20 protein-coding genes are annotated in these 20310 nt (G+C 40.6%); 11 read left to right on the top strand and 9 right to left on the bottom strand.

The window, feature by feature from the left end:
• Nucleotides 1–159 precede the first annotated feature (159 nt).
• Entirely contained in the window at nt 160–474 is a 315-nt protein-coding gene (locus tag P2W73_RS15960; RefSeq protein ID WP_276503072.1) for a helix-turn-helix domain-containing protein, read from the bottom strand.
• Between the two features lie 443 nt (nt 475–917).
• Here P2W73_RS15960 and P2W73_RS15955 point away from each other — a divergent pair, with 443 nt between their 5' ends.
• Entirely contained in the window at nt 918–2489 is a 1572-nt protein-coding gene (locus P2W73_RS15955) for an NPCBM/NEW2 domain-containing protein (RefSeq protein ID WP_276503071.1), read from the top strand.
• 185 nt (nt 2490–2674) lie between these two features.
• On the opposite strand, the gene P2W73_RS15950 is transcribed toward P2W73_RS15955, so the two are convergent.
• The 3 genes from P2W73_RS15950 to P2W73_RS15940 are packed head-to-tail and all read right to left on the bottom strand — an operon-like array spanning nt 2675 to nt 5186.
• Nucleotides 2675–4096, bottom strand: coding sequence for a COG3014 family protein (locus P2W73_RS15950; RefSeq protein WP_276503070.1), 1422 nt, complete (start codon nt 4094–4096; stop codon nt 2675–2677).
• Nucleotides 4097–4145: 49 nt separating this feature from the next.
• Entirely contained in the window at nt 4146–4733 is a 588-nt protein-coding gene (locus P2W73_RS15945; RefSeq protein ID WP_276503069.1) for a penicillin-binding protein activator LpoB, read from the bottom strand.
• 60 nt (nt 4734–4793) lie between these two features.
• A complete protein-coding gene (locus tag P2W73_RS15940) occupies nt 4794–5186 on the bottom strand; it encodes a hypothetical protein (RefSeq protein WP_276503068.1) in 393 nt (130 codons plus the stop codon).
• A 219-nt stretch (nt 5187–5405) separates the two neighbouring features.
• Here P2W73_RS15940 and P2W73_RS15935 point away from each other — a divergent pair, with 219 nt between their 5' ends.
• From P2W73_RS15935 to gldD, 3 genes are all read left to right on the top strand, one after another.
• Entirely contained in the window at nt 5406–5840 is a 435-nt protein-coding gene (locus P2W73_RS15935) for a single-stranded DNA-binding protein (protein WP_276503067.1), read from the top strand.
• A gap of 97 nt (nt 5841–5937) precedes the next feature.
• The gene (gldE, locus tag P2W73_RS15930; RefSeq protein WP_276503066.1) at nt 5938–7296 is read left to right on the top strand and encodes a gliding motility-associated protein GldE; all 1359 of its coding nucleotides are present in this window, start codon (nt 5938–5940) and stop codon (nt 7294–7296) included.
• A 13-nt stretch (nt 7297–7309) separates the two neighbouring features.
• Nucleotides 7310–7909 carry a gliding motility lipoprotein GldD gene (gldD, locus tag P2W73_RS15925; protein WP_276503065.1) on the top strand — a complete coding sequence of 200 codons (600 nt, stop codon included), beginning with the start codon at nt 7310–7312 and terminating at the stop codon, nt 7907–7909.
• Between the two features lie 66 nt (nt 7910–7975).
• Here the strand turns inward: gldD and P2W73_RS15920 are convergent, their stop codons facing one another.
• Nucleotides 7976–8326, bottom strand: coding sequence for a hypothetical protein (locus P2W73_RS15920; RefSeq protein ID WP_276503064.1), 351 nt, complete (start codon nt 8324–8326; stop codon nt 7976–7978).
• Between the two features lie 90 nt (nt 8327–8416).
• On the bottom strand, nt 8417–9100 hold the full coding sequence (locus P2W73_RS15915; RefSeq protein ID WP_276503063.1) for a DUF2306 domain-containing protein: 684 nt from the start codon (nt 9098–9100) through the stop codon (nt 8417–8419).
• Nucleotides 9101–9315: 215 nt separating this feature from the next.
• On the opposite strand from P2W73_RS15915, the gene P2W73_RS15910 reads away from it, so the two are divergent.
• From P2W73_RS15910 to P2W73_RS15890, 5 genes are read left to right on the top strand one after another with little or no spacing between them, the layout of a single operon-like run.
• Nucleotides 9316–9930, top strand: a complete 615-nt coding sequence (locus tag P2W73_RS15910; RefSeq protein WP_276503062.1) for a DUF3109 family protein — start codon at nt 9316–9318, stop codon at nt 9928–9930.
• Nucleotides 9931–9935: 5 nt separating this feature from the next.
• Nucleotides 9936–11315 (top strand): LutB/LldF family L-lactate oxidation iron-sulfur protein, encoded by a 1380-nt coding sequence (locus P2W73_RS15905; protein ID WP_276503061.1) that lies wholly within the window; start codon nt 9936–9938, stop codon nt 11313–11315.
• Nucleotides 11316–11361: 46 nt separating this feature from the next.
• On the top strand, nt 11362–11589 hold the full coding sequence (locus P2W73_RS15900; protein ID WP_276503060.1) for a type II toxin-antitoxin system HicB family antitoxin: 228 nt from the start codon (nt 11362–11364) through the stop codon (nt 11587–11589).
• Entirely contained in the window at nt 11586–11819 is a 234-nt protein-coding gene (locus tag P2W73_RS15895; protein WP_276503059.1) for a type II toxin-antitoxin system HicA family toxin, read from the top strand. The genes P2W73_RS15900 and P2W73_RS15895 overlap by 4 nt, the downstream gene beginning before the upstream one ends.
• A 6-nt stretch (nt 11820–11825) precedes the next feature.
• On the top strand, nt 11826–13127 hold the full coding sequence (locus P2W73_RS15890; protein ID WP_500691739.1) for a polysaccharide deacetylase family protein: 1302 nt from the start codon (nt 11826–11828) through the stop codon (nt 13125–13127).
• 34 nt (nt 13128–13161) lie between these two features.
• On the opposite strand, the gene P2W73_RS15885 is transcribed toward P2W73_RS15890, so the two are convergent.
• The 3 genes from P2W73_RS15885 to P2W73_RS15875 all read right to left on the bottom strand — a co-directional run bounded on the left by P2W73_RS15885 (nt 13162) and on the right by P2W73_RS15875 (nt 17994).
• The gene (locus P2W73_RS15885) at nt 13162–14169 is read right to left on the bottom strand and encodes a DMT family transporter (RefSeq protein WP_276503057.1); all 1008 of its coding nucleotides are present in this window, start codon (nt 14167–14169) and stop codon (nt 13162–13164) included.
• Between the two features lie 114 nt (nt 14170–14283).
• The gene (purH, locus tag P2W73_RS15880) at nt 14284–15849 is read right to left on the bottom strand and encodes a bifunctional phosphoribosylaminoimidazolecarboxamide formyltransferase/IMP cyclohydrolase (RefSeq protein WP_276503056.1); all 1566 of its coding nucleotides are present in this window, start codon (nt 15847–15849) and stop codon (nt 14284–14286) included.
• 51 nt (nt 15850–15900) lie between these two features.
• Nucleotides 15901–17994, bottom strand: coding sequence for a ComEC/Rec2 family competence protein (locus P2W73_RS15875; RefSeq protein WP_276503055.1), 2094 nt, complete (start codon nt 17992–17994; stop codon nt 15901–15903).
• 322 nt (nt 17995–18316) lie between these two features.
• Between P2W73_RS15875 and P2W73_RS15870 the strand changes: the two genes are divergently transcribed.
• A complete protein-coding gene (locus P2W73_RS15870) occupies nt 18317–18793 on the top strand; it encodes a hypothetical protein (protein WP_276503054.1) in 477 nt (158 codons plus the stop codon).
• Between the two features lie 711 nt (nt 18794–19504).
• Nucleotides 19505–20308 carry a sensor histidine kinase gene (locus P2W73_RS15865; RefSeq protein WP_276503053.1) on the top strand — a complete coding sequence of 268 codons (804 nt, stop codon included), beginning with the start codon at nt 19505–19507 and terminating at the stop codon, nt 20306–20308.
• The last annotated feature ends 2 nt before the right edge of the window (nt 20309–20310 follow it).

Here is a 20310-nt window from a genome sequence, read left to right as displayed (position 1 = left end):
AGTAAGCCTAAGCGGGATTTGATTAACTTAGTTTCCTGATTCATGATCTGACATTTTGGGGTTAACAAATAGATTGTAGTTACTCTAAAGTTAATCCCAACTGTCAGATCAAATCTTAACTTCTACATATAAAGCCACTCTTTCGAGTGGCTTTGTTGTTTATGAGGCATGAGCTTTTTTTACTTTAAAATCTCGTAGTGCCATATCAATTAAATTGAGGACAAAGTTTTTATTTTCTTCGGGCAGCTTGCTAATATCTTCCAGGCGTTTAACCGCTTGTTTATCGAGTTGCATTTTTGTTTTGCCAATCAGATAATCTACTGATACTTCAAGAGCATCAGCAACTTTTGCCACTACGTCAATAGAAGGTGTTATATCGCCTCTCTCATATCTTCCAATTACGTCACCGGATGTACCGATCATCTTACCCAGGTCAGCTTGTGACAACCCTTTCTTTTTACGGGTGAGCATCATATTATCCCCAGTTCTTCTGAGAATGTTGCATAGATAAAAAACTACGGTTGTCCCCCTGATTTCTATGACTTCCCTGTTCTCGTGAGTTTGTCCTGCATCGAAAAGTTGAATAAAAATAAAAGACTGAATGGTTGGGTGGAGATTGCATCTCCGCAGCAGCCTCAACGAGGCTGACAAGCCTGCTGCTGTAAACACATTCCCATTCTTTTGCTTCTGTTGGTGTGATAGAAGGACTGCTGACAGCCATCCAACCTGCATACGAAAAGGTAATGGAACTGCCTCTTACTTATTACGTGGCTTCAATTGAAAGCGGAACAGAAGTTATTTCTCAAAACGAATATTCGCATGTTGTGATGGGCTAATAAGTGCAGGTGTGATATCTTGCAGGAATTAAGTCTGTTGGATATATTATTTTGCGAACGCAAAGACTAATATTTGTAATTATGAAACTTCTTGATAAAATGATTAAGGTTCCGCTTTGTTTTCTTGGTTGCTTGTTTTGGTGTCTATCTGTACAGGGGCAACAATTAGTGCCAAAAAATTCAAAAGGGAAATCAGCAAAAGATTTTCATAGGTGGGCGCCCACACCTCCGATGGGTTGGAACAGTTGGGATTGTTTTGGTCCTACTGTGACAGAAGAAGAAGTAAAAGCCAATGCTGATTATATGTCCGCACACCTGAAACAGTTTGGATGGAAGTATGTGGTGGTTGATATCCGTTGGTATGTGTCAAACGACAAAGCGCATGGCTACAATGAAAAGGATCCGCAATACAACATCGATGAATTTGGTCGTTTCCTTCCTGCAGTTAATCGCTTTCCTTCTGCTGCAGGCGGCAAAGGGTTTAAACCACTAGCTGATTACCTGCACAGTAAAGGCTTAAAGTTTGGTATTCACATCATGCGTGGCGTGCCGGTGATTGCAGTAAAACAAAACCTTTCCATCAAAGGAACTAAGGTCACCGCAAAAGATATCTATTCAGAAAAAGACCAGTGCCGGTGGTTGCATGATATGTACACGATTGTTCCGGGCCGCGAAGGTTCACAGGAATATTATAATTCCATTTTTGAATTGTATGCTTCGTGGGGGCTTGATTTTGTAAAAGTGGATGATCTTTCTTCGCCCATTTATTTCAAAGAGGAAGTGGAGATGATACGCAAAGCAATTGATCGCACCGGAAGAAAAATTTTATTGAGTACCTCACCCGGCGAAACACCCATAGAACAGGCAGCGCATGTGCAACAGAACGCTAACATGTGGAGAACCGTTGGTGATTTTTGGGATAGTTGGGAACAATTAAAGGAACATTTTGAAGTATTTGACCGATGGAATAAATGGCGCAGTTATGGTGCATACCCCGATGGCGATATGTTACCGCTTGGCCGCATTGGCATTCGTGCAGAAAGAGGCAATCCACGAATGAGCAATTTCACGAAAGATGAGCAGTATACCTTGATGACACTTTGGAGCATTTTTAAATCGCCATTGATGTTTGGCGGCAACCTGCCGGACAATGATACTTTTACACTTTCCCTTCTTAGCAATAAACAGGTGCTTGCCGTATTAAACAAAAGCACCAACAACAAACCCCTTTTCAATGATAAAGATAAAGCTGCGTGGATAGCTGATGAACCGGGGACAGGAGCTAAATATTTAGCTGTGTTTAATAAGGCTGACCAGCAATTAGTAATTGAAGAAAAAGCTCTTTGGAAAAGTGGGTTAATAAATCGCAGCACACCAAATCAAAGCAAAGAAGTGGACATTGATATTGCTGGTGCAAGGAAGTTGTACCTGGTAGTTACCAACGGTGGCGACAACATTGACTGGGACCATGCGGATTGGATTGCACCTGTATTATACAACGATAAAGATTCCTCAGCCATGGTTCGTGTCCATAAAGAACGCCCCGGCACGTGTCCCACGTGCCGGAATTTTGGTTGGGCAGCCATCCTTGCGAATACAAGTATTCTTCAGCCAGTTATTATGAATTATAGGAGAAGAGTTTTTCTTTTTTAAAGGATTTGGGGAGGTGTTTTAAAAATAGCTGGGTCGTGGGGACACGACCCAGGGCGGAGAATCTTATACAAAGGGTAGCTTTGAAATGGATTTAAGTTGAAAGAATATCATATCCACAACGACGAGTCCGCTCAGCAAATGCCTGCAGCTATATGTTCATAAAGCTGGATAAAGATGCCGTATTTCTACCTCAACGTACACACATTCTGAAACTGCAAACCCCCATTTCCCTCCACCATAAGCTGAACAGAAGATGAAGAGGACCCTGTTAACTGAAGTGTAATATTATTTGCTCCCTTTTGCAGAGGCACCCTTGTATAATAAATGGTATGCGGCAGGCTTTGCCAGTTGCGGGTATCAGCTTTTTCGGTGGCAAAGTTGAAGATTTGCATTCCTAAGGCCAGCGCTTCACGGGTAGCTTTTTCTTTTTGTTCTTTCTTTTTTTGCTCTTCCGTTTTATTCTTATCCTCTTTTTCTTCCTTGGGTCGTATAGCTGCTTCGGCTAATTTTTTTACCGCCAGTCTTGTCAGGGTAGATGACAATTCCTTCAGCATTCTTTCTTTCAATGTTGCAAAGGCAAGGGTATTGATATTTTCTGCAGGCTCAAGCGAATAGTGTTGGTTATTCAACTGAAGGCTCGCACCGGAATAAAACAGCGGTTGAGCTTCATACTTAGGAAGCGCTACCCGGAAACTGCGAAGGTTTTCCAGTTTTATATCATTCGTATTGTAACCATTATTAAGATCAAAAGGAATATTATAAAGACCACCGGCATCTGTAAACTTAAAACTACCGCCAGCGTCTTTGAAAAGTGAGAAATAAATATCTTCCTGCTGTTTGACAGGCGCCAATCCGTTTTCCCAGAATAAAATCACTTCTCCGCCTCCGGAATTTGTTTCATTGGAAAAGCTCGTGTTCAACAGTTTTTCATACCGGTTCAATTCATCTGTAAAACCACTTTGCCAGGCAGAACGAAGCAAGTCTTTTTTTAATTGATCGGGCATTTTCGTTCCGTAGTAACTGCCGTCTTTTTCAAGAAACACATTGGCGGCATTTCGATAAGCGATAAAAGCATTGTTCCAGTCATTTGCTTTTTCATAGATCATTCCCTGCAGCATGAGTGAAAAAGCATCTTCGGAATATTTGTTTTTACTTGTTTTGTCTTCCTGCTCATTGGTACGAAGAGTAATGCGCCTGGCCTCTACCAATGCGTCTTCAGTATTGCCAAGCTGTAAATAATTTAATGCCTTATAATAGTGCACGAGATATTTTTCAAAATCCTCTCCCTTATAGGTTTGCATCATAGGATTTAGCAAAGTGCCAAGGGCAATATCTTTTGCCGATACCCTGGCAACTTCCATGATCTGATCCGCCTCATTGAAATAATTATTACTGCTGTCCCATTGTTGCAACAGGTGGCATACCTTACCTCTTTCCAGCAGGTAAAGCAATTTGTTTCTATCTTTTTTTAAAAGCTTGTTATTGTCAAGCGAAACAGCCGCCTTTTCATAATTGCCCTCCCGGAGATTAGTATAGTAAATACCGACCTGCTTATTATAACTGGCGCAGGAAGATAAAATCAACAATAATAACACGGGGAGCCGCATAAGTGATCCTTACTAATAAACGCTTAAACGAATAAACTTTTAAGCCAGGTTAGTTCTTTACGTATTTAGCTATTTTTTTCTCACCGATCCATACCACTTCATTGGTTTCAATATTGGTGAGTTCAAGATTGGTTTGGTAATAGACCACTTTTTTTCTTTTATGCGAGTCAACGATGGAGTTGATGGATCCCTGAAGTATATAATCCGCCCCCTGCTCCAATCCAAATTTTTTCATGCTGCTGACACTGGCATTGGTTTGCTGGTCCGCTTTTTCGGCTCTTAACTCTTCTCTTTTCTTACCGCCTTGTACCAACCTCACTTTTTGCGTAGTTACAAAAGAATTTTCTACATCTTTTACGAAAGTTTCCGCCTCAATATGCTCATGGCTTTTGTTGGAAACGAATCCTACAATCACAACTGGCCGTTGTCCACTTTTGGATGACAGGTGATCTGTCAACCAATTTGCCCTTAGAATTGTATTAGTCATGTCTTCAGCTACGAGACGGGAATCGGTGTTATTCCAACGTCCGCTGATATCAACTTGTTCAGCAGGGTCAATACGGGTCACTTTGTGTGAGCAGCCGGCCAAAAAAATGACGCCTGAAAAGGTTAGCGCAAATAGTATATTTTTTTTCATTGGAAATAATTTAAAAGATAAAGTGTAACAAGATTAAAGTTGTTTGTTGGTTACTTCATGTTACCACCAAAAATTTAAGCCATACCAGGGCGAAATGTGAAAGCGGTTTCCCCTGTAGTTATTGTAGTAACGACGGTGATAATTTCCGTGGTAATTGCCATAGTAGTAAGGATAGCCCATATTTCTTGCTCTTTCCAACCGAAGTTGCTGGCGAAACTCACGGCGATCGGCTCTCGCTTCACGTCTGTCGGCTAACCAATCGATGGCCTTGTAGTTTTGTTGCTGTGTCGTGCTATGCCATTCATTTAGTGAATCGGCCATTTTCATATATTTTGACCTGCTGACAGCATAGTTGGGATTTTGATTAGGCACCAGATCTAACTGGGCAAAACAAGCCAGGTGGAGTAAAGAAACAACTGCAGAAAAAAGAGAATAGCGTAAAAACTTTTGCATAGCATCTGGTTTAGGTTGCAAAAAATTGTCAAGGCTAAAGTACTCTTCCGGCCGTTAAGCAGTAGTTAAATGTTGGTTTAAATGGGAATTTTGAGGTTTGAATTGAAAGCCTTCTTAGTTAAAACCCTCTTGCTTTTAAAAATTTTTCATTCCACTAAAAAAAATTAACTTTAAATAAGCAGGCTTGAAGAGAATTGTTAATCAGAAAAAGAAAAGCATATGAGAGGTGTAAATAGAGTAATGCTTATCGGCAACCTGGGTAAAGACCCGGATGTACAGTTCCTTGAAGGAAACATTGGTGTTGCAAAGTTTCCACTGGCTACAACAGAAACATTTAAAGACAGAACGGGCAAGTTGGTGTCTCAGACGGAGTGGCATACAGTGGTACTATGGCGCGGACTTGCTGAATTGGCCCAAAAATATTTACATAAAAGCAGCCTCGTATATATCGAAGGTCGTCTGCGAACCCGGAGTTGGGAGGATAAAGACGGCAACCGCAAATTTGCCACTGAAGTAGTGGGTGATAATCTCATTATGCTGGATAAGCGAATCGATGGCACGAGCACACCTATTGATAGTAGTGGCATGGAGAACCTTGGCAGCACTGATTCCCATCCACCTTTAGGAGATCCATCTGAAAACCTCCCTTTTTAAGGAGTATTTAATTAAAACAATAACTTTGTTGTTAATATAACCGGCAGGCCGTTTTGACCTGCCTTTATAATTCAACCGATCACTAAAACACCTTGCATTGGAGAGTCATTCGATCATTAATTTTTTGCAAAATAGTTTCTCCTTCACCCTTCTCGCTACTAATCCACAAGGAGCCACCCTGTTGGTTTTCCTGTTATTGGTGCTATTGCTGTTGGTGTTTACCATATCCGGGGCTGAAGTAGCCATATTTTCCTTAAATAATAAGGATATTAATATGTTGAAAACAAAACAGCATCCGGCGGCCAAACGCATTATCAATTTCCTGGATGAGCCGAAAGAAGTTTTTGCGTCGCTGCTCATTGCCAGCACTTTTCTGAATATCTGTATGGTCGTGCTGGCTGGATTTTTAATCAACCAATATTTACCCTACGGTACACTTAATATTTTTGGAAGTGAGTTCTGGAGTTACCTGTTCGAGCTTTTGTTGAGGGTAGCTATTATCAGTTTCATATTGATCTTCCTGGGCCAGATTTTGCCAAAAGTGTGGGCTACCCAAAACAACCTTCGGTTTGCTTATGGATCGGCGGTAGTAGTAGAAGCGGTTCACCTTGTTTTTCGACGTATCAGCCGATGGGTGGTGTCTTTGGCCGATGGTATTGGAAAAAGAATGGGCGCCAACAGGTCTGAGGCTGTCAGCATCCAGGAGTTGGATGCGGCTATTGATATTAAAACAGACGAAGAAGCTTCACTGGAAGAAAAAAATATCATGAAAAGCATAGTGAAGTTTGGAACTATTTCGGTGAAGCAGATCATGCGAAGCAGGCTGGAAATAAATGGTATCAACTACAACTCTTCGTTTAAGGAGTTAATTAATAAAGTGGAAAGCCTGCATTACTCCCGTCTGCCGGTTTACAAGAACAACCTGGATGAAGTGGTTGGCATTATGAACACCAAGGATCTGATTCCCTTCCTGCAGGAAAGTGATGGGTTTGACTGGCACCCATTGATGCGTCATCCTTATTTTGTGCCGGAATCAAAATTGATTGCAGACCTGCTGCGTGACTTTCAATCCAAGCGGGTTCATTTTGCCGTAGTGGTAGATGAATTTGGTGGTACCAGTGGTATTGTGACCATGGAAGATATTATGGAAGAAGTGATTGGTGACATAAAAGATGAGTTTGACGAAGAAGAAAGCTCAAATCCCAAACTGGATGATAACAATTATGTATTTGAAGGCAAAACAATGATACACGATATGTGTAAAATAATGCATTTGCCCATGGATACGTTTGATAAGGTAAGAGGTGAAAGTGAATCAGTTGGCGGTTTGGTATTGGAGCTTGCGGGTGAATTTCCAAAAGTGAACGATGTAATTAATTCCGGTGATTTTGATTTTACAGTATTGGAGTCTGATCGTAATCGTCTCAAGCTTGTAAAAGTAACTGTAAAAAAATAGTAATAATATCCTGATGAATATTCGCTTTTTTTGTTTCTCCCTTGTTTTCTTAAGTTTAATAGCGTTTCTTTTTTCTTGCAACAGTCCTTATACTTATAAGAAAACAGGATATTTCCATATTGATTTTCCTGAAAAAAAATACCAGCCGTTTAATGAGCCCGGTTATCCTTACACTTTTGAATACCCGGTGTACTCCACGGTTTCAAAAGACACTTCTTTTTTCGATGCCAGGCCTGAGAATGAATGGTGGCTCAATATCGATATTCCCCGTTTTGGCGGTCGCATTTATATCAGTTATAAGGAAGTACAAAAAAATAACTTTGATTCCCTGGTGAATGATGGATTTAAAATGGCCTATAAACAACATACCGACGTTTCCACCGGTATTAATGACAGCCTGATGCGAACACCCAATGGAGTTGAAGGAATTTACTTTTCATTGAGTGGCAACACAGCAACGGCTAATCAATTTTTTCTTACCGACTCCACCAGGCATTTTCTCCGGGGTGCTTTATATTTTAATACCTCGCCCAACGAAGATTCGCTGGGTATCGTCAACGATTTTCTCAAAAAAGACCTGCTACACCTGATTAATACCCTGAAGTGGAAATAAAAACCTTCCCCGAAAGGAGGATTGGATAGGGAATCGCACTGATCATTCCCTTGTCTTATTTTATAATTAGTTGTTTGACTTTTCAGGCTGCACTACTTCCTGCTCTTCGCGAAGCGGAGCCCGGCTAAATTCTTTATAGTTTAGTTTTTTTACTCCTTTGACCTTCCTGGTTTTAAAAGATGATGAAGTTGTTTTTTCACTCTTTTCTGCCGGTGAAATTTCTTTTTCTTTCACGTCGGTTTTTTCCGGACTAACCAATTTTGTTTCGATAGGCGGAGTGGTGATCACTGGGGTTTCTTTTTTTTCTTCATACATCTTTCTGAATCTTTCTGTGCGGGCTGTTTTCTTGTAATCAACAAACCCGTAGATACTTGCGCCGATCATTAATGCGGCGGCGGCGAACAACATTGATTTCATATGCTTCAAAGTTTAAAAGGTTTCAGGAGTTTAAAATGTATAAGAAGTTTTGAGTTTAACCTTTTGAACCTGTTAAACCTTTTAAACTTCTTAAACCCCTTCAGGAGAAAAAGTTTTTAAATAAGCCCTGCTTTTCCGGTAGATGATCCATTCTGCAAAAAACATATTTCCTATCACACTGATCCAAAGTGACAACTCATAATTTTCCAAATGTCCCCAGCCCAATGCATAAAAGACCAGGTGATAGATGCGAAATGTAACCGCTGTCAAGGCCATAGCATAGGATCGCATCATCCAGATTTTGTGTGCCAGTACGTTTTTCTTTCTGATAGTCGTGAAACCGGATAAGGTGGTGATAAACCAGGTGAGAGCCATGAAAAGAAACAGGCTTCTTTCCCAAATACTACCTTTTGCAAAAAACGACATATAAAGACCGGTAGGTGCACCAAGAAACAGCACAACAAATACATATGCTCTGCCTGACCAACGGTGAACGGCTCTTGATTTTTTCAGTATATATCTTGAAAACTGTATGAGAGCAGTCAGAATGCAGATAGCGCCTGCAAAAATGTGAATATAAAATGCGTTGTTGTAAACACTATTAGAAAACAGCAGGCTTCTTTCCTCGATAAAACTAAAATCCTTGCTGAATGAAAAATAAGGAATGGTATTATAAACAAGTAAAAGGCTAAAGGTTGTGACCGGTATCCAAAACAATAACTGGAAAAATACTTTAACCGATTGTTGGAGAGTAAGCCGCCTCGAGTTAAGCATACAGTTGGTTTTTTGCTTTAGATGCGGTCTTTTTCGCAGTTCACACAAACCCGCTGTTAGTACTTTGTTAAATGGAAATTTTATTATCGGGTGATTTTTTGGAGCATAAGATGATTCATTACATTCCTTCAAATAACCTGCTGACGGCTTCGGCCAAAGGGCTAATAGGCAAGGTTTTGAGCCGTAACAAGTCCACTATGAAGTAAACAGTATCTTTGCGAAAATTGAATATTGTGATAGTGATTGATAACATACTGATCAGTGACGATGTGGTTGAAAAACAATTTGTTTGTGATCTATCCAGGTGCAAGGGTGGATGTTGTGAAGATGGTGATGCCGGGGCGCCTTTGGAAAATGAGGAATTAAAGGTCATTGATGAAGTGTATGATAAAGTGAAGCCTTACCTTACTGAATCCGCCATTGAAGAAATCGGGAAAAAAGGACGCTACGTTTATGATAGGGAATTTGGCTGGGTTACACCAACTCTTCCCAGCGACAACGAAATCTGTGTGTATGCATACCGGGAACCGAATGGTCTCATCAAATGCGCCTTTGAACAGGCTTATTATGATGGCGTCATCGACTGGAAAAAGCCAATCAGTTGTCATTTATATCCCATTATTGCCAAGCCAGGCAAGCATGGTGATTACGAAAGAGTGAACTACTCACCCAGGGAAAAAATGTGCAGCCCTGCCTGCAAACTGGGCGAAAAATTAAAAATTCCCGTTTACCAGTTTTTAAAAGAACCATTGACCCGTAAATTCGGGTCAGCGTTTTACGAAACTTTGGATACCATAGCAAAAGATTATTACGAAGCAAAAGAAAAGTAACTACTGTGAAAGAAACCGCTGCAGCCTTTAAAACGAAAAGTATACTAAAAGCCGCCGACCGTGACCATCGCAAGACCATCAACTTCAATATGGGCAAATACAATGCTACGGTGCCGCAGGGCAAAAAGCAGTTTGCCGAGTTACATCTTGCCAGGGAAAGAGCCAAGAATATTAAATGGCGGGCTATTGAAACCCTGGATATGCAGCTGGAAAATTTCGAGTTGACCATTACCAACCGTGGGGCTAAAGTGATTTGGGCAGAAGATGCCCAGCAGGCTTTGGAAGAAATTGGCAAGATCTGCGAAGAAAAAAATTGTAAGACCATTGTCAAGAGCAAAAGCATGGCCACCGAGGAAATTCATCTCAATAATTTCCTTGAAAAAAAAGGAATTGAAAGTATAGAAACGGACCTGGGAGAATATATACAGCAACTGGCTGGTGAACCACCTTATCATATTGTTACACCGGCCATGCATAAAAGCAAAGAAGATATCGCACAACTCTTTGCCGAAAAACTCGGGACCGATCCAAAGCTCACACCTGAGCAACTAACTCTTGTTGCCAGGGATATTTTGCGGGAGAAATATCGCCAGGCGGAAATAGGAATCACGGGTGCCAACTTTCTCATTGCTGATATTGGTGGCATTGCTATTACGGAAAACGAAGGCAATGGACGATTGAGCTGCTCTATGCCCAAAACACATATCGTGGTGGTGGGTATTGAAAAAGTAATTCCTTCCATGACAGATCTCGGTTTGTTTTGGCCATTATTGGCTACTTATGGAACTGGCCAGCGTATTACTTCATATAATACGATTGTTACCGGCCCCAGGCAACCGGGAGAATCGGATGGCCCGGAGGAGATGTATGTAATCCTGATGGACAATGGCCGCACCAACATACTAGCCAATGAAAAGGCAAGGGAAAGCCTGTATTGTATCCGCTGCGGTGCTTGTCTGAATGCCTGCCCCGTATATAAAAATATTGGCGGGCATACCTATGCGTCTACCTATAGTGGCCCCATCGGCGCCGTTATCACTCCACATCTTAAGGACATGGGTGAATGGAAACATTTAAGTCATGCCTCATCTTTATGCGGCAATTGTACCGAAGTGTGTGCAGTAAAAATAAACCTGCATGAGCTATTATTGGAAAACAGGCATGAAGCCGTAGAAGAAGGTGCAGTCGATTTTTCAGAAAAAATGGTTTGGAAAATGTGGAAGCAAGCGATGCTTCGCCGCTCCTGGATGAACATGTCAAGTGGCGGCACCAAAAGCTGGTTCATTAATAAAGTAGCAGGGGCGTGGACCAAGCATCGCGGTAAGCTTGAATTTCCCAAAAAATCATTTAACCAGCAATGGAAAGAAAAGAATACAGAGAATTAAAAAATGCTTGCATTGGTTTTTTGTAACTTTAGGTCAAAGCGGTTTTATGAAGATATTTCAATTCACAGCACATATTGAAAAGGATAGCGATACAGGCCAGTACATTGGAATTATTCCTTCTGTTCCGGGAGCGCATACCTATGCCAATACCCTGGATGAGTTAAAAAAGAATTTACAGGAAGTAGTAGAACTTTGTCTTGAGAATATGACTGAACAGGAGATAAAAGATATTCCGGAGTATATCGGAACACAACAAATCTCGGTTTCTGTATGAGCAGACTTCCCGTGATTAAATCTTCAAAGCTCGAAAAAATTTTACTTCATCTTGGTTTCGTCTTTCAAAGACAAAAGGGCAGTCACGCTTTTTACCGTCACCCTGATGGAAGATATACGACCATCCCACATCACCCAGGACAAGATTTACCAAGAGAATTATTAAGAACGATTTTAAAACAAATAAATCTTTCAACTGAAGAGTTCCTGGATTTATTGAAGCTGTTTTAATGGGATATGCTAATTTATGTTCAATCTGATAGTTCCCGCCTAAGATACATAGCTGATTTTTTGGGTAAAGAAATCACCGGTAGACCATTTGAAATAACAACTGACAAAAAATTTTATTTAGAAAGTGAAACCGAAAAGCTCAATTATACTTCGGAAAAAGTTTTAGCCAATGAGTTTTGGATAAATCCACACAGTTTGCTATTTGAAAATAAGATTTCAGGACAGTCAATCGAATGTTTTGAGACAAACGGGCAAAAAGGTTTTTTTAAAACCGAAGGCGATTATCCTTTCGATATTTTTGCCGCTTCTTTTTATTTGCTAAGCCGATATGAAGAGTATCTTCCTCATCAAAAAGATATCTATGGCCGCTATGCCCATGAAAACTCTTTGGCTTTCAAAGAAGGATTTTTAGATAAGCCGTTGGTCAATCTTTGGATAAAAAGCTTCAAAGAGAAACTAAAAAAGAAATTTCCCTCACTCATCCTTCAGCATTCAACCTTTACATTTCTTCCGACTTATGATATTGATATTGCCTGGTCCTATAAATATAAAGGATGGCGGCGCAGTTTGGGTGGCTTGTTGCAGTCACTCATTAAAGGTAATTGGAAGCAGGCGAAAGAAAGAATTGCAGTGCTTCGGGGTAAGGTAAAAGATCCTTTTGACTCTTATGGCTGGCTACACCGCCTGCACGAAGAAAATCGGGTGAAGCCGGATTACTTTTTTTTATTAGCAGAGAAGAATGGCAGGTACGATAAAAATATTTTACCCCAACAAAAAGCCTTGCAGGCATTGATCGGCGATCATATCATTCGTTATCCTGTCGGTATTCATCCTTCGTGGCGAAGCGGGGATGAGCATGAGTTGTTGGAAAAAGAAATGAATATTTTATCAAACGTTACAGGTAATAAAATTCTTTCGTCACGTCAACACTATATTCGTTTCAGTTTGCCGGAAACTTTCCGGCGGTTGATTGATAGTGGTATCCAGTTTGATTTTTCAATGGGCTACGGTAGCATCAATGGTTTCAGGGCCTCTGTCGCCACAGCTTTTTATTGGTATGATTTGGAAAAAGAGCAAACAACGAATTTGATGCTTTTTCCTTTCTGTTTTATGGAGGCAAACTCTTTCTACGAACAAAAGTATTCGGCCCAACAGGCGTTGGATGAAATGAGATACTACTATAATGAGGTCAGATCGGTGAACGGCACTTTCATTATGATCTGGCACAACCACTTCCTGGGAGCCGACAAACTCTTTACCGGGTGGAAAGAAGTGTATGAACAGTTTATTAAAGAAACAGGAAAATAGTTTACGCTGAAATTCCCCTTTAGGGGATAGGGGTTCAAACTCCCTCAGCTTCCGGCATTGTTGATACCGGTACCTTATAAGCCTGATTAACCAGGTACACGCCAAGTAACGTTACCAGGCCACCTGCAATCATAAATATGGTAAGGGTTTCTGAAAAAATAATCCAACCCAATAGTATGGCGACGATGGGATTAATATAAGCATACAAGGATGCTTGTTCTGTGGACAGCCTTTGCAGTGCGTATAAATAGGCCATAAAAGAAATAACAGAGCCGAATACTGCCAGGTAGATGATAGCGGCCCATGCTTGCCAGGGAATGGAAACAATCGGCATTGTCTGACCAGTGCCATACGCAATACCGGATAATGTAATTCCTGAAATCATCATTTGCAATCCAATGCTGAAATAAGGATTAAAACCCGCGGCATGTTTTTTTGTATAGATCGTTCCAAATGCCCACGCCCAGGTAGCAGCCAGCGACAACAGAATTCCAAATCGAAAGTCGGCGACAAAGAAATCCTGTAAGTGCTGATAGAAAATAATGCAGATCCCAACAAATCCAAGTGACAAACCGGTAATAGCCTTACCCGGAATTCTTGACCTTGCAGAAAACAATCCAATCACCACGATCCATAATGGAAAAATGGAACCGATGATCGCTCCAAGTCCGGCCGATATATATTTAACACCCCAGGTGCTTAACCCGTTTGCCAATAAAAAATTTAAGAAGCTTAATACCAAAATAGATTGCCATTCTTTCCCTCTTGGCCATCTTTCGCCCTTAGCAACAAAATATAAAACATAAAAGAGCCCGCCGAGTGTTTGACGGATGCCGGCTAACTGCAATGGCGGCATATAACGTACTCCTTCTTTGGAACCGATCCATGTTGTACCCCACAGCAAGCACACAAGCGCAAGACAAAAAATGGCCTTTGCCCTTGTTCCTTTTTTATGAATAGTAAGGGGATTCAGCGCCGACATTGTCTTTAGTGATTTGCCGGCTGGCTTTAAAATAACTTTATTGAGATCCCAAAAAGCCATCTTGTAGTTCGGGAGTTAATTTTTTTTCCAGGAATCCAGTTTACAGCGATTGAAACAGTTGTCCGCTGCCTTATCCACCTAATCCTTTTAATCCTCCCAAATCCAGGTTCACACCTAATGTTTAAAATGCCGCATGCCCGTTATCACCATCGCAAGATTATGTTCTTTGCAATAATCAATGGAATCTTTATCCCTGATAGAACCACCGGGTTGAATAAATGCAGCGATGCCTGCTTCATTTCCTAATTGTACACAATCATTAAACGGAAAAAATGCATCACTGGCCATCACAGCTCCCTTTAGGTCAAATTTGAATTGTCTTGCTTTTTCAACTGCCTGGCGCAAGGAATCGATACGACTTGTTTGTCCGCAGCCTTTACCCACCAGTTGTTTATTTTTTACCAGTGCGATCGCATTTGACTTTAAATGTTTGCAAACTATGTTGGCAAATTCGAGGTCAGCTTTTTCGGCAGCAGTTGTTTCTCTTCCGCCAGCTTCGTTCCATTCTTTATAATTTCCTTCATCAATTCCCTGCACCAACACACCATTCAAGACTGATTTATATTGTTCCTTTCCGGCTGGTCGCGATTTTAATTGCAGCAGTATCCTGTTTTTCTTCGATTTTAAAATTACTAATGCGTCGTCATCAAATGATGGGGCTATCAACACTTCAAAAAATATTTCATTAATGGCTTCCGCAGTTGCTTTATCGACGGTGCCGTTTGTAACCAATACGCCACCAAAGGCACTTTCCGGATCTCCGGCCAATGCAGCATCCCAACTTTCTTTAGTAGTAGCCCTTTGGGATACACCACAAACATTGGTATGTTTAATGATCGCAAAAACGGGCTGGCTTTGTGCGTTTGCTAAGCCTCTCCGCCAGTCGGCGGAGGAGGTTTGGTGGGGGCCAAACTCACCAATCAATTGCACCGCCGCATCTACATCAACCAGGTTGTTATAAGAAAGTTCTTTGCCGTTTAACTGGGAAAATAATTGATCAAGATTGCCGTAGAAAACACCTGACTGATGTGGATTTTCACCATAGCGCATTGTTTTTGGATCCGTAATCGATTCTAAAAAATACAATGATTCAGCAGGGTTAAAATATTTTGCGATCGCCACATCGTAATGCGCAACTGTTTCAAATGCTTTGGCAGCAAATGCTTTTCGTTGTTCGGGTGTTGTCTCGCCTTTTTGATCTTTTAGTAATTGTTCTAAAGCAGCATAGTCTTTTTTTGCAGCGACCACTACTACGTCTTTAAAATTCTTAGCCGCTCCACGAATCATGGATGGACCACCAATGTCAATTTTTTCAATAATTGCTTTTTCATCTGTTGTAGACGCAACTGTTTCCTCAAATGGATAGAGATCGACGATTACCAAATCAATTTCAGGGATATTGTATTGTTTCATTTCCTGCACATGGGTTTCATCCTCTCTTTTTCCTAAAATGCCGCCAAAAACGGATGGATGCAATGTTTTTACCCTGCCGCCTAAAATAGAAGGGTAAGAAGTAAGGTCCTCAACAGGCACTACGTTGATCCCCAATTTTTCAATAAACGATTGCGTGCCCCCGGTTGAATAGATAGTGATGCCCAATTCAGACAATGTCTTTACAATTGGCTCAAGACCATCTTTATAGAAAACAGAAATAAGTGCAGATTGAATCTTTTTTGTCATAACCAGTAATTAAAAAAGGCGGGCAAATCGCTAAAGAGCCGCAAAAGTAGTTTAATTCAGGTTCATCACAAAAGCCCCTTTCTCCGTGACATCATGATAAGGAATGTTGAGTAAGTCGCAATCTTTTTTCCAAAAATTTACCCGCCGGGGTTGAAGCGAGCCGTCGAAAACTACCTGTTTTATATCGAAGGAATTGTGAAGCTGGGAAATATACAATTTGGGATTTTTTGAAATGATCAAAACATCAATTGGATGTTTGGGACCGGCTTTGCTGTAGCGTACGGTGCTGTCAAGCAGCATAATTTTTTTGCCGCCAAGGGAGAAGTAATGACCTTGAAAATTGAGATTATCTATCTCCGAAGCCGGTTCAATTCTGTGCAGAATTCGTGACGGTTTCAAGTGAAAGTTTCTGACGAAGTCGTCTTTCAACAAATCGCTGTCACCACAAAAAATAAACTGGCGCCCTGTTATAAAATCAATAGCCTGTCGTTGCGGCACGTTATAGACAATAAGCTTTTGTTGATCAACAGCCTGCCAAAATGAAATACTGCGGATGGTAAAAAATAGAAGCAAACCAATAAGACCTGTTATTAATCCCGGTTTCTTTTTCTCCAACAACCAATAGCTAAAACCAGCTATGGAAATAAAGAGAACGAGGACCTGCATGATATTTACCTGTAATCCATCCCACAAGGAAAAAGGTAATGCCTCTATTCGTTCCACCCAGCCATTCATTAGCCAAATAAGCCAGGATAAAAGTTTGCCGATAAGTGAAGCGACAAACGGGATAAACGATAAGACGCAAAGAAAAATTTCACCAATCAGTATGGCACTGGATAACGGTACCGCCACGAAATTAGTAAGCAGGAAATGCATAGGAAACTGATGAAAATGGTAAATACTGACTGGTAGTGTTAGTATTTGTGCTGCAATCGTAACAGCATTGATCTTCCAAATAAAATCAAGCGCTTTATTCTTCACATAAAACCATTGGTAAACAGGCTTCATGAAAACAACAATGCTTAAAACGGCGGAGTAGGAAAGCTGAAATCCGACATCCCAAAGCCAATAAGGATTATAACAAAGCAATAGAAAGGCCGAAAAAGCCAATGTATTGTAAATAGAAGTTTTTTTGACAAGGCTATCTCCCAATGCCAGGCAGGTAAACATCATTGCGGACCGGAGAATGGACGGCTGTGCTCCTGCTAAAAAACTAAACAACCATAATCCACTAATAACAATAACCGGTTTCAACCACTTATAATAAGGTCGCTTTTGCAGTGGTTTTAATAATAATAGCAGCAACCAATATATCAGTCCCAGGTGAAGCCCGGAAATAGCAATAATATGTACGACGCCGGTATTGGTATAGGATTGAACAAGCGTTTTATCAAGGTCATCTTTATAACCAATCAATAACGCTTCTGCCAGGCCCAGCTCTTTTTCACCCTTGATAGTGGACCGGAGAATATCCAGCACGTTTTCTCTTGATGCATATATAAATTCCTTCCATTTTTGCTTCTTCTTTTCATTGAGTACCACAAATTCTCCGGCTTTAAGGTATACCTGGTGTGTTATACCATGGAATAGGGAATAGCGCTTGTAATCAAAACCGCCGGGGTTTCCGGAATTTTTAATTTCCTGTAATGATTTCCTGAAAAGGATCTGTGATCCATATTTCAGCGCGGATATGGATGAATCTTTTTGGAAATAGATAATTGTTTTGCCTTTAACAGGGACCGCACTTCCATTTTTTATCAGTGATGATATCGTTGCTTCAGCTTTGAATGATTTGGTTTTCTCCGCCAGGGGTTCTTCAATTGTTGCCACCACGACATCCTGTTCATAGTATTGATGACCGATCCAATTTGGATTGTTCCTGATATCGTGACGAACGACAAGAATGGCTCCCAGTGATAAAAATGGAATCATAATAAACAAGCCATTTAAAGCACCAAGATGGTATCGCTTAAAAAGCGGGAGGTAAAAAAATGCAAGGATGGCCAGAAAAGAGACAGCAAATAAAATCAACCAGGTCGCTATCGGTACCTGACAATACCATTGCAAGACAACACCAATTATCAGTGCCAGCAGCAGCCGGATAAAGGGTGCTCTTTTTAGAAAGTAATGGTTGGACGATGGCATGGGAGAAGCTACTTCAAATCTTTAAATCCAGCAACACTATTTGGTTCCGGGTGCATGGGTTATTAATGGAAAAAATCAGTTTTATCACCCCGACAGCCTTCATTTTTACACGGTCGAATTATTATTTTTTTCACGGGTAATCTTCGATCTTTTCACGGTTTTTTTTTCATAAAATCATCGCTAATATTTGACAATCTAAATGTTATAAATTAATTTAATTTATAATTGTTTGCTTTTTTATAGTTTATAAAAAAGATTGTCATGCCCTCCTTAATAGATTTACCCGACAAACAATTTTACGATCATCTTAAAAATTAAGGCCATGACAAAGACTCAAAAAAAATCGCTAATATCCGGGAAGCAGGTTGACACAAAGCATGTCGATACTGTCGTTAAAAATTACAAACAGGAGCGATGGGTACACAACTCCAGGCGTTTGGGAAAAGAGGATTCCCTGAGCGTTTGGTATAGTATTGAGGAACTGGAGTATTTTATTGAGAAAAGCAAGGAGTATGGAGCCGATGGTATCAAATTATATTTTGGGGCGTACGACCACGATTATAAAGACCAGCCCTTATATGCCGGCAGACAAACAATTGTCCTGGTGGCCACGAAACATAAAGTATCAGAAGCCGGTGAATCAAACAAAGACATATACATTAATACAGAAAAAGGATCAACTGTTTTGGCATGGAATGCAGGATCGGTATGTCCTCCTTTCTGTGGCACCAAAGATGATTTCGGGGAAATTGGAATTACAATCATTGATAAAGGAGAAGACGGAATCATTGTAGCCTAAATTGAAAACCATATAAACCTTTCCTTAGTACCTCCTGTAAAAGGGAGGTATTTTTATTTATAGTGTTAATTTTAGTGTCTTAAGAAATGTGATGTTTTCTTTCCCTTTATATATATACTTTATTGGCATCAGCTTTTTATTCAGCCTGACGGTCTATTTAAGCAGGCGACAGACGCCCCTTTACCTGTTGCTATTTCCGCCTTTTCTACTACTCACCTTAACTGTCGAGATAATAGGTGCCAGTTTATCGCACCGGCAGCAGCCCAACGTCTGGTTATATAACTTCTTTACTGTATTTGAATTTTGCTTTTATCTTCTCCTGGTAAGCTTTATTATTAGTAATCATAAAATGAAACGTATACTGCGTTATACCCTATTACTGTATGCCGCGGCGGCTTCATATAATATAATTTTCATTCAGCGGATAGGCGCTTTTCATACGTTTACGTATTCGATCGGATGCTTGTTGATAGTGGCAGCATGTGTTTATTATTTTTTTGAGTTATTCAAAATGCCACAAGCCATTAAGCTAACGAATACTCCGGCATTTTGGATTTGTTCCGGGCTGTTATTTTTTTATTGTTGCGGCTTTCCATTATTTGGAATGTTTAATTTTCTGCGTGGCATATCGAATCTTATTATCAAAAATTTCTACGCCATCATTATCATCTTAAATATATTTTTATACTCGCTATTTACTATTGCATTTTTATGCCGACTCAAAACCAGGAAATATATTTCGTAACGATCATAGGCATCATCCTGGGTCTGTTGCTGGTAGGCTTTATTGTTACCATCCTTTTTTTGTATCAACGCAGACAGCAACGGCAGGAACAGGAGTTGGAAAAGATACGGGCAATCTATGAAAAGGAAGCGTTGCGGTCGCAACTGGAAATCCAGGAAAACACTTTCAAATCCATTGCCCAGGAACTGCATGATAATATCGGCCAGATGTTATCAGTGACTAAACTTACTTTATCCATCTTACCAATTGAGAAGGGCCATCCTGCTGCGGAGCCGCTTCATCATTCGCAGGAAGTCTTAAATAAAGCGATCGTAGATCTTTCTAATCTCACTAAGGGGCTTCACACCGACCGCATTGCCCAGGTGGGCCTGGCCGAGTCTATCCAGTTTGAATTATATGCATTAAAAAATGCAGGTATATTGCAGGTTCATTTTCACCGGGAGGGTACTGAAATAGCGTTTAATGAAGAAAAATCCATTTTCTTGTTTCGTATTTTCCAGGAAACAGTCAATAATATTTTAAAACATGCCAGGGCAAGCGAAGTGGGTGTCAATTTGGACTATCAGCCGGACCTTTTTTGCCTGGAGATAAAAGATAATGGTATTGGATTTAACGTGGCGGAAAAACAACAATCCACCACTTCTTATAAGGGTGTCGGATTAAAAAGTATGTTTAACCGGGCACAACTGATCGGCGCACAAATAGCCATCGACAGTAAACCCGGGAGTGGAACCAAAACAACGATCAGGCTTCCCCTGAATGCAGAATAAAG

The sequence above is a fragment of the Terrimonas pollutisoli genome (assembly GCF_029360765.1).
GTDB classification, from domain to species: domain Bacteria; phylum Bacteroidota; class Bacteroidia; order Chitinophagales; family Chitinophagaceae; genus Terrimonas_B; species Terrimonas_B pollutisoli.
Note: the sequence above shows the minus strand (reverse complement) of the source record. Positions and strands in the feature narration are given on the sequence as shown.